Origin of the sequence: Pseudoalteromonas carrageenovora IAM 12662, assembly GCF_900239935.1 — a bacterium.
In the GTDB taxonomy this organism is placed as follows: Bacteria; Pseudomonadota; Gammaproteobacteria; order Enterobacterales; family Alteromonadaceae; genus Pseudoalteromonas; species Pseudoalteromonas carrageenovora.
Genome location: NZ_LT965928.1, coordinates 3,309,286 through 3,324,280, shown reverse-complemented (window position 1 = coordinate 3,324,280; position 14,995 = coordinate 3,309,286). Strand labels below are relative to the sequence as shown.

Here is a 14,995-nt window from a genome sequence, read left to right as displayed (position 1 = left end):
AAATTTAAATATATTTAGGTATTTGATACATCGGTTAGCGGCTGTGCAAAACTACTTGTTTGCTCGTTTTGGCCAAACCAAGCTAGCTGCGAGTGCAGGGCGGCTACTTCGCCAATAATAAGTAACGCTGGTGAAATAACGCTGTTGCGCTCAATTAAATCAGCAAGTTCACCTAATTGCCCCGTAACCACACGCTGATTTTTACGTGTGCCGTTTTCAATAATGGCAACCGGTGTAGTTGCACTGCGGCCATGCTTTAACAGCTCAGCTTGAATATGTGGCGATTTAATAACGCCCATATAAATAGCTAAAGTTTGATGCGCTTTAGCAAGCGATTGCCAATCAAGCTCTTGGCCATCTTTTTTACAATGCCCTGTTACAAATTGAATGGCCTGGGCGTGATCACGATGCGTAAGTGGAATACCTGCATACGCGCTACAACCTGCTGCTGCCGTAATACCCGGTACTATTTGATAATTTACGTTGTTGGCAGCCAGTACTTGTACTTCTTCACCGCCACGGCCGTAAATAAATGGGTCACCGCCTTTAATACGGCACACTTTTTTGCCTTGCTTGGCAAAATCAACCAGCATTTGGTTGGTATCTTCTTGGGCTACACTGTGATCGCCTAAACGTTTGCCTACGCATACTAGGTCGGCATCACGGCGAACTAATTCCATAATTTCATCAGACACTAAGTAGTCGTATACAACAACGTCAGCTTGCTGCATTAGTTGCAGTGCTTTAAGTGTTAAAAGCTCAGGGTCGCCAGGGCCTGCACCTACTACATATACTTCGCCTTCTGGCTCTGCTTTTGCATCGAGCATTTGATTTAGCTGGGCTTGTGCTGCTTCGGTATTGCCAGTTTGCACTTTACTTACTACTGATGAATCGAACACGCCTTCCCAAAATTGGCGGCGGTCAGCAAAGTGTTTAAAGCGTTGTTTTACTTTATCTCTAAAGCTGCCAACTAAGGTTGCTAATGGGCCAATATGCTGTGGGATAAGCGTCTCTAACTTTTCGCGTAATCTGCGAGCGAGTACAGGGGCAGTACCTGCGCTTGATATAGCAATAGTTATTGGGTCGCGGTCTACAATAGACGGGAATATAAACGTACACTTAGGTTGGTCATCAACCACATTCACAAATACATTTCGTGCGTTTGCCAGTTCAAATACATTGTTGTTTACGTCATCACGGTCAGTGGCTGCTATAACCAGCATTTTGCCTTCAAGGTGCGACTCGTCAAAATATGCATCAATAAGCGTTACTTCGTTATTATGAGCATGCTCTTTTAGTTCGTCGCAAAACCAAGGTGCTACTAAGGTTACGTTTGCGCGAGCTTTTAAGAACGCGCGACATTTGCGTAATGCGACCTCTCCACCGCCAACAACCAAAACTGGCTTGTTGTCGAGTTTGGTAAAGATAGGTAAATACTGCACGTTTATAACACCCCTAAACAAATTCAAATATAAGAAAACGCTTTATTCTGATGGGCAGAATATAGCGGCTATCAATAAGTAAAAAATAATTAAAACCAAGTTGATATAACTAAAAGTTATAATTGGTGGCCTTTTTAGTCCTAAGACTTAGTTAACAAGGGATTGCGGGGAGTTACAAGTAAAATAACAAGCTTATAGTGTTTGGTTATGAGCTATAGCGAGATTACGTTAATTTGTTACTATGGCAGTAACACTAATTTATTGCTTAATAAATGGATTACTTATGACTGAACAATATGATAACGCTCAATTAGCTGTATCACTTATGGATTTAACGAGCTTAAATAGCTCAGATACTACGAGCGATATTCAGCTGCTTATAAATAGCATAAATCCCACGTTAGGTACGCCTGCTGCGGTATGTGTTTACAGCGATTTTGTGGACGATGCAAAAATTGCGTTAGCCGCACGAGAGCTTAACCACGTTAAAGTAGCCACGGTTACTAACTTCCCAGCGGGCGATGCACCGCTTAGCGACGTAATAAACGAAACGCTTATTGCTATTGAGCGCGGCGCCGATGAAATCGATTTAGTTATACCTTATAAAGCACTTATTGCCGGCGATGAAAGTACCGTGCTTGAATATATACAGCAAAGCAAAAAAGCCTGCGCTGCAAGGGCTCAATTAAAAGTAATTATAGAAAGCGGCGAGCTAAAAATTGATAAGTTAATCACTAAAGCAACTAACTTAGCTATTCAGGGCGGGGCTGATTTTGTAAAAACAAGCACAGGGAAGGTGCCTGTCAATGCAACGCTTGAAGCAACAAAAGTGATGCTTAGTGCTATTAAACAATCGGGTGAAGTAGTTGGTTTTAAAGCTGCCGGCGGCGTTAAAACAGTAGCCGATGCAAAGGACTATTTAGCACTAACACGTTCAATAATGGGCGATGACTACTTACAGGCTGATACATTTAGGTTTGGTGCATCTAGCTTACTTAGTGATGTGTATAAAGTATTAGAAAAATAATCATTAAATTAAGTACTATGCCTCTATATAAGAGAGTAAATGATTGGCATGTGAAACAATAATAGAATTAATTAATTAATTAGATTTTCCTATGTGGGTATCTTTTAGGCTTGTGTAAATGATTTGCGTAAGTATAATAGGCATCCACTTTGCAGGGGCGTAGTTCCAATTGGTAGAACAGCGGTCTCCAAAACCGACGGTTGGGAGTTCGAATCTCTCCGCCCCTGCCATTTTTACTTGTAAGTTGAGTAAGTCTGGGGTTAAAAATCGGTTTAAATAAGTCTGTTTTTAAGTTTAGATTTTAATGGATTAACCCTGCCATTGCGTAGGGTTGTTGTGTCTGTAGTTAGGGTAATAATATTATGAGCACGAATGTAGAAACACCATCAAGTGCGATGGAGTCAGTAAAGTGGTTAGTAGCTATCGCGCTACTTGCAGGCGCAGTTGTTGGTAATCACATGTTTGCAGATCAGTCTGTATTACTACGTGCTATTGGCGTTGTAATTGCAATAGCAGCTGGTTTAGGTATTGCCTCGCAAACATTTAAGGGACGTACTTTCCTTGCTTTTGCTAAAGAAGCACGCATTGAAGTACGCAAAGTAATTTGGCCAACGCGTCAAGAAACTACCCACACGACATTAATTGTAATGGTTGCAACAGTGATTATGGCGCTTATCCTTTGGGGATTAGACGGCATTTTATTCCGCGCTGTAGGCTTTTTAACTGGATTGGAGATCTGATCCCATGTCGGATGAGAACAAAGAAATTAAGTTACGTTGGTATGTAGTACAAGCTTTTTCGGGTTACGAAAAGCGTGTGGCACAAACGTTAACTGAACATATTAAAATCGAAGGCCTTGAAGAGAGCTTTGGTGAGATATTAGTACCAACTGAAGAAGTTGTTGAGATGCGCGCTGGTCAAAAGCGTAAATCTGAGCGTAAATTCTTTCCAGGTTACGTATTAGTACAAATGGATATGAACGATGCTAGCTGGCACTTAGTGAACAGCACAGAACGCGTAATGGGCTTTATTGGTGGTACTTCTGACCGTCCAGCGCCTATTAGCTCTAAAGAAGCAGAACGCATTCTTAACCGTCTACAAGAAAATGCTGAAGCACCTAAACCTGCTACATTATTTGAACCAGGCGAAGTGGTTCGTGTTACTGATGGCCCATTTGCTGACTTTAGTGGTGTGGTTGAAGAAGTTGACTACGAAAAGAGCCGCGTAAAAGTATCTGTACTTATTTTCGGTCGTTCTACGCCGGTTGAGCTTGAATTTGGTCAAGTTGAACAAGATAAGTAATTGATTAAAAAAGCTTCGCTAGAGTTTTTATAAATTTTGGCACGAAGCTTGAAAAAGGCCGCTGATTAACTTATAATCAGCGGCCTTTTTGTATTAAGGTAAAAATTTATTTTTACTATACAAAAAGTACGAAACCAATTTTTAAACTGGGAAGCCGTTAGAGTACGCGTCCTCGCGCGCACAAGGCTAAGACCCACCAAATGAGGTATTTATAATGGCTAAAAAAGTTGAAGCTCTAATCAAGCTACAAGTTGCCGCTGGTATGGCTAATCCTAGTCCTCCAGTAGGTCCTGCACTAGGTCAACACGGTGTAAACATCATGGAATTCTGTAAAGCGTTTAACGCACGTACAGAGTCTATCGAAAAAGGCGCTCCAGTTCCTGTAGTGATCTCTGTTTACGGTGACCGTTCATTTACGTTCGACATGAAAACGCCACCTGCTGCTTACTTACTTAAGAAAGCTGCTGGTATCAAGTCAGGCTCAGGCCGTCCTAACACTGATAAAGTAGGCACAGTAACTCGTGCTCAACTTGAAGAGATTGTTGAGACAAAACGAACTGACCTTACAGCTGCCGATATGGACGCAGCGGTTCGCACTATCGCAGGTTCTGCGCGTGCGATGGGCTTGAACGTAGAGGACTAAGAAATGGCTAAATTAACTAAACGTATGCGTACTATCCGCGAAAAAGTGGAAGTAACTAAAGATTACGAAATCAATGAAGCAGTTGCTCTTTTAAAAGAGTTAGCGACAGCTAAATTCGTAGAAAGTGTTGACGTTGCCGTTAACCTTGGTATCGATGCTCGTAAATCTGACCAAAACGTTCGTGGTGCAACTGTACTACCTAACGGTACTGGCCGTGACGTTCGTGTTGCTGTATTCACACAAGGCGCTAATGCAGAAGCTGCAAAAGAAGCCGGTGCTGAGTTAGTAGGCATGGAAGATCTTGCTGAGCTAGTTAAAAAAGGCGAGATGAACTTTGACGTTGTTGTTGCATCACCAGACGCTATGCGTGTTGTTGGTCAACTAGGTCAAATCTTAGGCCCACGTGGTCTAATGCCAAACCCTAAAACTGGTACTGTAACGCCTAACGTTGCAGAAGCAGTTAAAAATGCTAAAGCAGGTCAAGTACGTTACCGTAATGACAAAAATGGCATCATCCATACTACTATCGGTAAGGTTGATTTCACTGCTGAGCAACTTCAACAAAACCTTGAGTCACTAATTGTTGCACTTAAGAAGGCTAAACCTTCTCAAGCTAAAGGTGTTTACTTGAAAAAAGTAACTATCTCTACAACAATGGGCGCAGGTGTTTCTGTTGACCAAAACACTTTAAGCACAGTTGTAGCTTAATTGGTGTTTACATGGCGTGAAATTTGTACTATAATTTCGCGCCATTTTGTTGATTAATTTATTAATTGGCAAAGTAAAGAATTCGGGTTGAAGTCCATAATTTCGGTGCGCCTTTGGCAAAGCGATAAATTGGGCTTCCGTCCAAGACCGTAGGCGGTTTCGGCCTTAATGTTTACCTACGTAGACGGTGTGAATCCCCAGATAGATTTTTCCTAATCCTTCTGGCTCTCGCCGTAAAAAGCATCTCCATCAGTTATTTTGGTGGGGAAGAGTAAAAACAGGGAAGCCGAGTGTCGGTGACCCCATTAAACCAGGAGTAACACCCATGGCTTTAAATCTTCAAGGCAAAAAAGCAATTGTTGCTGAAGTCAACGAAGCAGCCAATGGTGCTCTTTCTGCAGTTGTTGCAGATTCTCGTGGTGTAGCAGTAGGCGCAATTACAGCCCTTCGTAAAGAAGCTCGTGAAGCTGGTGTATGGATGAAAGTTGTTCGTAACACTCTAGCAAAACGTGCTGTTGAAGGTACTGAATTTGAATGTCTATCTGACTCGTTAGTTGGTCCAAGCTTAATCGCTTTCTCATCAGAGCACCCAGGTGCTGCTGCGCGTATCTTTTCAGATTTCGCGAAAAAGAATGAGAAATTTGAGCTTAAAACGGCCGCTTTTGAAGGTAACATCGTAGACGCAGCAATGCTTGCTACATTACCTACATACGACGAAGCTGTTGCACGCTTAATGAGCGCTATGAAAGAAGCGTCTGCTGGCAAATTGTGTAAAACAATTGAAGCAGTACGTGTACAGAAAGAAGAGCAAGCTGCTTAATTTTAAGCTGTTTAACCTCCCTTTCGGTGTAAAATTTATTTGGACCTAGAGTCCGTTAATTATTAGGAAATTTGTAATGTCTGTAACTAAAGACCAAATCCTTGACGCAATTGCTGAAATGTCAGTAATGGACGTTGTTGCTCTTATCGAAGCAATGGAAGAAAAATTCGGCGTAACTGCTGCAGCTGCAATGGTAGCTGGTCCAGCTGCTGAAGCTGCTGAAGAGAAAACAGAATTTGACGTAATCCTTACTGGCGCTGGCGCTAACAAGGTTGCTGCAATCAAAGCTGTTCGTAGCGCAACTGGCCTTGGCCTTAAAGAAGCGAAAGCTCTTGTTGAAGCTGCTCCTACACCTGTTAAAGAAGGTGTATCTAAAGAAGAAGCTGAAGCACTTGCAAAAGATCTTACTGAAGCTGGTGCTGAAGTTGAGGTTAAGTAATTTAGCTTTTGCTAAGTTCGCTGCCTGAGAAATCAGGCAAGGGCTGGTGATTATTTAATCACCGGCCTTTTTGCGCTATAGAGCGATGTATTCCTATAGCTCAAATAAAATCTGATTTTCTCTTTACTTTCAACGCTTTATAGTTTGCTAGTGTTGTGAGGGGAGTTTATTAGAACAACAATTAAATGTTGTAAATCTTGGCTTAGATGCCAGTTAAGTCTGTTCTTACAAGAACAGGTCGGGTCAAAGATCAGCAAGCTGAGGAACCCCATGGCTTACTCTTATTCTGAAAAGAAACGTATCCGTAAGGATTTTGGTAAACGTCCACAAGTTTTGGATATACCTTTCTTACTGTCGACGCAGTTAGAATCGTTTAAAAAATTCTTAGTCCCGGACGCTGATGGCGATCATGGTTTGGAAGCTGCCTTCCGTTCTGTGTTCCCAATTAAAAGCTACTCGGGAAATTCTGAGCTTCAATACGTAAGTTATCGTATTGGTGAGCCAGTATTCGATGTAAAAGAATGTCAAATTCGCGGTGTGACTTATTCTGCTCCACTTCGCGTGAAACTGCGTCTTGTAGTTATGGACAAAGAAGCTCCAGGCACAGTTAAAGACATTAAAGAGCAAGAAGTTTACATGGGCGAAATTCCGCTCATGACCGATACCGGTACTTTTGTAATCAATGGTACAGAGCGTGTTATCGTTTCTCAGCTACACCGTAGCCCTGGTGTATTCTTTGATAACGACCGCGGTAAAACCCATTCATCGGGTAAAGTATTATATAACGCTCGCGTTATACCTTACCGTGGTTCATGGTTAGACTTCGAATTTGATGCAAAAGATAACCTATATGTACGTATTGACCGTCGTCGTAAATTACCGGCGTCTATCATCCTACGTGCACTAGAGTATTCTAGCGAACAAATCCTAGATATGTTCTTCGATAACACTGCGTTTGAAGTAACTGACGGTAAAGTTCTTATGGAACTTGTGCCTTCACGTTTACGTGGTGAAACTGCCGCTTTTGATATCAAAGGCGAAGACGGTGAAGTACTTGTTGAAAGCGGTCGTCGTATTACGGCTCGCCACATCAAGAGCATCGAGAAGAAAGGCATTAATCAATTAGAAGTACCACATGAGTACATCATTGGCCGTATTGTAGCTAAAAACTATGTTGATGAGTCAACAGGTGAAGTTATTGCAAACGCTAATGACGAGCTATCTCTAGAATTGATGGCTGAATTGGTTAAAGCTGGTCACACTAAAATTGATACGTTATATATCAATGAAGTGGACAGCGGTGCTTACATGTCAAATACATTGAACATTGACTCTTCAAGCAACCGTTTAGAAGCGCTAGTAGAAATTTACCGTATGATGCGCCCAGGCGAGCCACCGACGAAAGACGCGGCTGAAGCCTTATTCGAGAACTTGTTCTTCTCTGAAGAACGTTATGACTTATCTACTGTAGGTCGTATGAAGTTCAACAGCCGTGTTGGTTACGATACCGATACAGGCCCTGGCACATTAAATAAAGAAGACATCGTGTCTGTTATGAAAGTATTAATTGCTATTCGTAACGGTCAAGGCGATGTTGATGATATTGACCACTTAGGCAACCGTCGTATACGTAGTGTTGGCGAAATGGCTGAGAACCAATTCCGTGTTGGTCTAGTACGTGTAGAACGTGCTGTACGTGAGCGTTTAAGCTTAGGTGACCTTGACGCGATAATGCCACAAGATCTTATTAACGCTAAGCCTATTTCGGCAGCGGTTAAAGAGTTCTTCGGCTCGTCTCAGTTATCACAGTTTATGGACCAAAATAACCCGCTATCAGAAGTAACGCATAAGCGTCGTATTTCTGCATTAGGTCCGGGCGGTCTAACTCGTGAACGCGCTGGCTTTGAAGTACGTGACGTTCACGTAACTCACTACGGTCGCGTATGTCCAATCGAGACTCCTGAGGGTCCAAACATCGGTCTAATTAACTCATTGTCTACGTACGCACGTACAAATGACTATGGTTTCTTAGAAACACCTTACCGTAAAGTGGTAGACGGTGTTGTAACTGATGAAGTTGATTACTTATCAGCCATTGAAGAAGGTCAGTTTGTTATCGCACAGGCGAACTCAAACTTAACTGAAACCAATGAGTTTGTTGATGAACTTATTCCATGTCGTCACAAAGGTGAATCTACCTTTATGGGTCGCATGGACCAGCAATATATGGATGTATCACCACAACAGGTGATCTCTGTAGCGGCAGCACTTATCCCGTTCTTAGAACACGATGATGCTAACCGTGCATTGATGGGTTCAAACATGCAACGTCAAGCAGTACCAACATTGAAAGCGGATAAGCCGTTAGTAGGTACTGGTATTGAGTTAACACTAGCGAAAGATTCTGGTGTAACGATTGTTGCTAAACGTGGTGGTGAAGTAATGTATGCTGACGCAAGTCGCATCGTTGTAAACGTACATGAAGAAGAACGCATTCCTGGTGAAGCGGGCATCGACATCTACAACTTAACCAAATACACACGTTCTAACCAAAATACATGTATTAACCAAAAACCAACTTGTATGGTTGGCGAACCGGTTACTCGTGGTGACGTGTTAGCAGATGGTCCTTCGACTGACTTAGGTGATTTAGCCCTTGGTCAAAACCTTCGCGTGGCATTCATGCCATGGAATGGTTACAACTTCGAGGATTCAATCTTACTATCAGAGCGCGTAGTTGAAGAAGATCGTCTAACGACTATCCACATTCAAGAACTACAGTGTGTTGCCCGTGATACTAAATTAGGTCCTGAAGAGATCACTGCAGATATCCCGAATGTGGGTGAGTCTGCACTAGGCAAGCTTGATGAGTCAGGCGTTGTTTATATCGGTGCTGAAGTTAAAGGCGGCGATATCTTAGTAGGTAAAGTGACTCCTAAAGGCGAGACGCAATTAACACCTGAAGAGAAGCTACTGCGTGCTATCTTCGGTGAAAAAGCGTCTGACGTTAAAGACAGCTCTTTACGTGTACCAAACTCTGTAACTGGTACTGTAATTGACGTACAAGTTTTCACCCGTGATGGTGTTGAAAAAGATAAACGTGCGTTAGAAGTTGAAGACATGCAGCTTCGCGAAGCGAAGAAAGACTTCAACGAAGAGTTCCGCATTTTAGAAGCTGGCGTTTTAGGACGTGCTCGCAAGTTACTTGTGGATTCAGGTTTCGAAGAAAGCAACTTAACGTCACTAAATGCTGAAAAGCTACTTACTCAAAGCCTTGCTGAAGAAGACAAGCAAGCTGAACTTGAGCAACTAGCTGCACAGTACGATGAGCTTAAAGCTGAATACGATAAGAAGTTTGAAAACAAACGTCGTAAAATTACCCAAGGTGATGACTTAGCACCAGGCGTACTTAAGATTGTTAAAGTATACCTAGCTGTTAAACGTCGTATCCAACCGGGTGATAAAATGGCGGGTCGTCACGGTAACAAAGGTGTTATCTCGACTATCGTACCAGTAGAAGATATGCCATACGATGATAAAGGTCGTACGGTAGATATCGTACTAAATCCACTAGGTGTACCATCACGAATGAACATCGGTCAGATCCTTGAAACACATATGGGTCTAGCTGCACGTGGTATTGGTGAGTGCTTAGAGGAAATGATGAAAGAACAACGTGAGCTTCATGAGCTACGTGAATTCATCAAGCAAGCTTACGAAATCGGTGAGTCTCGTCAAGAAGTAGATATTGCAAGCTTCTCTGATGATGAAATTCGTCGTTTAGCTGAAAACTTAAAAGGTGGTTTACCAATAGCTACTCCTGCATTTGATGGCGCGAAAGAAGACGAAATCAAAGACATGCTTGAGCTTGGTGGATACCCAAGAAGTGGTCAGGTTACACTCTATGATGGCCGTACTGGCGATCAGTTTGAACGTCAAGTAACTGTTGGTTACATGTACATGCTTAAACTTAACCACTTGGTTGATGACAAGATGCACGCACGTTCTACTGGTTCTTACAGCCTTGTTACTCAGCAGCCGCTGGGTGGTAAAGCACAGTTCGGTGGCCAGCGTTTTGGTGAGATGGAAGTATGGGCACTTGAAGCTTACGGTGCTGCTTACACTCTACAAGAAATGCTAACAGTGAAATCGGATGACGTGAACGGTCGTACTAAGATGTATAAAAACATCGTTGATGGTAACCATAAAATGGAACCAGGTATGCCAGAATCGTTCAACGTATTGTTGAAAGAAATCCGCTCACTGGGTATCAACATCGAGTTGGAAGAAAATTAAGCCAATTAGATGCTGCAGTTAACGCTGCAGCATCTGTTACGGCTGAATAGAATGTAGGGACGAGATTATCCGTCCTCAAGATTAACTCCGACAGGAGAGCTAAGGTGAAAGACTTACTTAAGTTTCTGAAGCAACAAAATAAGACCGAAGAATTCGATGCAATTCGCATTGGTCTTGCTTCACCAGACATGGTTCGTTCATGGTCATACGGTGAAGTAAAGAAACCTGAGACTATTAACTACCGTACTTTCAAGCCTGAGCGCGATGGCTTATTCTGTGCCCGTATTTTCGGCCCAGTGAAAGATTATGAGTGTTTATGTGGTAAATATAAACGCCTTAAACACCGTGGTGTGATCTGTGAGAAGTGTGGCGTTGAAGTTACACTTACTAAAGTGCGTCGTGATCGTATGGGTCATATCGATCTTGCGAGCCCAGTAGCGCATATATGGTTTTTAAAATCATTACCGTCACGTATTGGCTTAATGCTTGATATGACGCTTCGTGATATTGAACGTGTTCTATACTTCGAATCATTCGTAGTAACTGAGCCTGGTATGACAACGCTTGAGCGTGGTCAGCTTTTAGGTGAAGAAGAATACCTAGATTCACTTGAAGAGCACGGTGATGAGTTTGAAGCTAAGATGGGTGCTGAAGCAGTATTAGACTTGCTTCGTGAACTTGATCTTGCTCAACTAATTGCAGAAATGCGTGAAGAGTTACCAACAATTAACTCTGAAACTAAGCGTAAGAAGATCACTAAACGTCTTAAGTTAATGGAATCGTTCCACCAATCAGGTAATAACCCTGAGTGGATGATCATGACAGTACTTCCAGTATTGCCACCTGATCTACGTCCATTAGTACCATTAGACGGTGGTCGTTTTGCGACTTCTGATCTAAATGACCTTTACCGTCGTGTTATTAACCGTAATAACCGTCTTAAGCGTCTATTAGATCTAGCTGCACCAGATATTATCGTACGCAACGAAAAACGTATGTTACAAGAAGCGGTAGATGCGCTACTTGATAACGGTCGTCGTGGCCGTGCTATAACAGGTTCTAACAAACGTCCTCTTAAATCTCTTGCTGATATGATCAAGGGTAAGCAAGGTCGTTTCCGTCAGAACTTACTTGGTAAGCGTGTAGATTACTCTGGCCGTTCTGTAATCACGGTTGGTCCTACACTTAAGCTTCATCAATGTGGTCTTCCTAAGAAGATGGCACTTGAGTTATTCAAACCATTTATCTATGGCAAACTAGAGCGTCGCGGCATGGCTACGACAATCAAAGCAGCTAAGAAGATGGTTGAACGTGAAGTAGCGGAAGTATGGGATGTATTAGACGAAGTAATTCGTGAACATCCAGTATTACTTAACCGTGCACCAACACTTCACCGTTTGGGTATCCAAGCGTTTGAACCTGTGCTTATCGAAGGTAAAGCGATTCATTTACACCCATTAGTATGTGCGGCTTACAACGCCGATTTCGATGGTGACCAAATGGCGGTACACGTACCGTTAACAATCGAAGCGCAGCTTGAAGCACGTGCACTAATGATGTCTACAAACAACATCTTATCTCCTGCGAATGGTGAGCCAATCATCGTTCCTTCACAGGATGTTGTATTAGGTCTTTACTACATGACGCGCGATCGCATTAATGCGAAAGGCGAAGGCATTGTATTTAAAGATCCTAAAGAAGCAGAAAAAGCATACCGTAGCGGTAATGCAGAACTTCACGCTCGCGTGAAAGTGCGTATCAGCCAATCAGTTAAGAACGAAGACGGTGTAGTAGAAGATACTATTACTATCATCGACACTACTGTTGGTCGTGCGATTCTGTCTCTAATTTTACCTAAAGGTATGCCGTTTGAGTCAATCAACCAAGCATTAGGTAAAAAGCAGATTTCTAGCTTATTAAACGAGTGTTACCGTCGTCTAGGTCTAAAAGACACTGTTGTGTTTGCTGACCAAGTTATGTACACCGGTTTCCACTACGCAATGAAGTCAGGTGTTTCAATTGGTATCGATGACTTAGCTATCCCACCTGTTAAAGCACAGATCATTGAATCAGCTGAGGCTGAAGTAACTGAAATCAACCAACAATTCCAATCAGGTCTTGTAACGGCTGGTGAAAAGTACAATAAAGTTATCGATATCTGGTCACGTGTAAACGAAAACTTATCACGTGAAATGATGGCCAACTTGTCAAAAGACATGGTTATTAATGCTAAAGGTGAAGAAGAAGAGCAACCGTCATTTAACTCAGTGTTTATGATGGCCGACTCTGGTGCTCGTGGTAGTGCCGCTCAGATCCGTCAGCTAGCAGGTATGCGTGGTCTAATGGCACGTCCAGATGGTTCAATCATCGAGACGCCAATCACGGCTAACTTCCGTGAAGGTCTAAACGTACTTCAGTACTTCATCTCAACGCACGGTGCGCGTAAAGGTCTTGCCGATACAGCACTGAAAACAGCGAACTCGGGTTACTTAACGCGTCGTTTAGTAGACGTTGCACAAGATTTGGTAATCAACGAAGACGACTGTGGCACAGAAGATGGCTTAACAATGAAACCGCTTATTGAAGGTGGTGATGTTGTAGAAGCACTTCGTGAACGTGTTCTTGGTCGTGTTGTTGCTGAAGATATCGTTATTCCAGGTACTAACACAGTACTTGTTGAACGTAATATCATGCTCGATGAAAAACTGTGTGACCTTTTAGAAGAGCACTCAGTAGATGAAGTTCGCGTACGCTCAGTTATCACATGTGATAACGACTTTGGTGTATGTGCTAAGTGTTATGGTCGTGACCTTGCACGTGGTCATATCATCAACGCGGGTGAATCTGTAGGTGTTATCGCGGCGCAGTCAATCGGTGAGCCGGGTACACAGCTTACGATGCGTACATTCCACATCGGTGGTGCGGCATCAAGAGCGTCAGCTGAAAATAATGTACAAGTTAAAACTAACGGTACATTAAAACTGCACAACGCTAAATATGTATTAAACACAGACGGTAAGATTGTTATTACCTCACGTTCTACTGAGATCACTATCATTGATAGCTATGGTCGTGAAAAAGAGCGTTATAAAGTACCTTACGGTGCGGTATTAACAGTGCAAGACAATGCTGAAGTTCAAGGTAACGACATTGTTGCTACTTGGGACCCGCATAGTCACCCAATTGTTCTTGAGCATAAGTCAAAAGTATCGTTCAGCGATATCGATGACTCAAATACAGAGACACAAACCGATGAACTAACCGGTTTAACTCGTATTGTTGTTAAAGACCTTGCTAAAGCCAATGCGAAAGAACCTAAGCTTATCATCGAAAGTGAAGAGCGCGGTCTGCAAGAAACACGTTTACCTTCATTCACTACTATTGAAGTGACAGATGGTGCGACTGCAAACCCTGGTGACGTGCTAGCACGTATTCCACAAGAAGGTTCGAAAACTCGTGATATCACGGGTGGTCTACCACGCGTAGCCGACTTATTTGAAGCGCGTAAACCTAAAGAGCCAGCTATCTTAGCTGAGATCACAGGTACTATTAGCTTCGGTAAAGAAACTAAGGGTAAGAAGCGTTTAGTTATTACTCCATCAGAAGGCGATCATTACGAAGAAATGATTCCTAAGTGGCGTCAACTTAACGTGTTTGAAGGTGAGCAAGTGTCTAAAGGTGAAGTTATCGCCGATGGTCCTGAATCACCACATGACATCTTACGCCTACGTGGTGTGACTCATGTTGCTAACTACATCGTTAACGAAGTGCAAGAGGTTTACCGTTTGCAAGGCGTTAAGATCAATGACAAGTACATTGAAACAATTATCCGTCAGATGATTCGTAAATGTACAATTATACACGGTGGTGATACTGAGTTCTTAGCGGGTGAGCAAATTGAAGTAGCTCGCGTTAATATCGCTAATCGTGACCTTGAAAAACAAGGTAAAATCCCAGCGAAGTTTGAAATACAACTTATGGGTATCACGAAAGCATCACTTGCAACAGAATCTTTCATCTCAGCAGCGTCTTTCCAAGAAACAACACGTGTTCTTACAGATGCGGCAGTGAATGGTAAGAGCGATGAGCTTCGCGGTCTGAAAGAAAACGTAATAGTGGGTCGTTTGATCCCAGCCGGTACCGGTTTTGCGTATCACCAGGATCGTATGGCACGTCGTAAGCAAAGTTTAGTTGTTGAAGAGCAAACAGTAAGTGCAGAAGAGGCAACTCAAGCACTAACTGATGCTTTAAACGCTGATTTGTCTGGAAATCAATAAACTGTTCTTAATCAATAGATTAAGTGATAGTAAGGCAGATA

10 protein-coding genes and 1 tRNA gene are annotated in these 14,995 nt (G+C 42.6%); 10 read left to right on the top strand and 1 reads right to left on the bottom strand.

All coding sequences use genetic code 11. The annotated features are described in order from the left end of the window. Positions 1–14 precede the first annotated feature (14 nt). Positions 15–1,442 (bottom strand): siroheme synthase CysG, encoded by a 1,428-nt coding sequence (gene cysG, locus ALFOR1_RS15090; RefSeq protein WP_104643439.1) that lies wholly within the window; start codon positions 1,440–1,442, stop codon positions 15–17. A gap of 283 nt (positions 1,443–1,725) precedes the next feature. Between cysG and deoC the strand changes: the two genes are divergently transcribed. The 10 genes from deoC to rpoC all read left to right on the top strand — a co-directional run bounded on the left by deoC (position 1,726) and on the right by rpoC (position 14,954). Continuing rightward, positions 1,726–2,469: a deoxyribose-phosphate aldolase gene (gene deoC / locus ALFOR1_RS15085; RefSeq protein ID WP_104643438.1), complete on the top strand. Its 744-nt coding sequence runs from the start codon at positions 1,726–1,728 to the stop codon at positions 2,467–2,469. A 153-nt stretch (positions 2,470–2,622) separates the two neighbouring features. Then, positions 2,623–2,699 (top strand) — tRNA-Trp (locus tag ALFOR1_RS15080). Between the two features lie 132 nt (positions 2,700–2,831). After that, a complete protein-coding gene (secE, locus tag ALFOR1_RS15075; protein WP_058549280.1) occupies positions 2,832–3,209 on the top strand; it encodes a preprotein translocase subunit SecE in 378 nt (125 codons plus the stop codon). Between the two features lie 4 nt (positions 3,210–3,213). After that, positions 3,214–3,771, top strand: coding sequence for a transcription termination/antitermination protein NusG (nusG, locus tag ALFOR1_RS15070; protein ID WP_058549281.1), 558 nt, complete (start codon positions 3,214–3,216; stop codon positions 3,769–3,771). 214 nt (positions 3,772–3,985) lie between these two features. Then, positions 3,986–4,414 carry a 50S ribosomal protein L11 gene (gene rplK, locus ALFOR1_RS15065; RefSeq protein WP_002958879.1) on the top strand — a complete coding sequence of 143 codons (429 nt, stop codon included), beginning with the start codon at positions 3,986–3,988 and terminating at the stop codon, positions 4,412–4,414. Positions 4,415–4,417: 3 nt separating this feature from the next. Next, entirely contained in the window at positions 4,418–5,122 is a 705-nt protein-coding gene (rplA, locus tag ALFOR1_RS15060) for a 50S ribosomal protein L1 (protein ID WP_024600086.1), read from the top strand. A 325-nt stretch (positions 5,123–5,447) separates the two neighbouring features. Then, positions 5,448–5,942 (top strand): 50S ribosomal protein L10, encoded by a 495-nt coding sequence (gene rplJ, locus ALFOR1_RS15055; RefSeq protein WP_004588207.1) that lies wholly within the window; start codon positions 5,448–5,450, stop codon positions 5,940–5,942. A gap of 76 nt (positions 5,943–6,018) precedes the next feature. Beyond that, positions 6,019–6,381, top strand: a complete 363-nt coding sequence (gene rplL, locus ALFOR1_RS15050; protein WP_058549283.1) for a 50S ribosomal protein L7/L12 — start codon at positions 6,019–6,021, stop codon at positions 6,379–6,381. A gap of 270 nt (positions 6,382–6,651) precedes the next feature. Further along, complete coding sequence (gene rpoB / locus ALFOR1_RS15045) at positions 6,652–10,677, top strand: DNA-directed RNA polymerase subunit beta (RefSeq protein ID WP_104643437.1); 4,026 nt, start codon at positions 6,652–6,654, stop codon at positions 10,675–10,677. 104 nt (positions 10,678–10,781) lie between these two features. Further along, positions 10,782–14,954 (top strand): DNA-directed RNA polymerase subunit beta', encoded by a 4,173-nt coding sequence (gene rpoC / locus ALFOR1_RS15040; RefSeq protein WP_104643436.1) that lies wholly within the window; start codon positions 10,782–10,784, stop codon positions 14,952–14,954. The last annotated feature ends 41 nt before the right edge of the window (positions 14,955–14,995 follow it).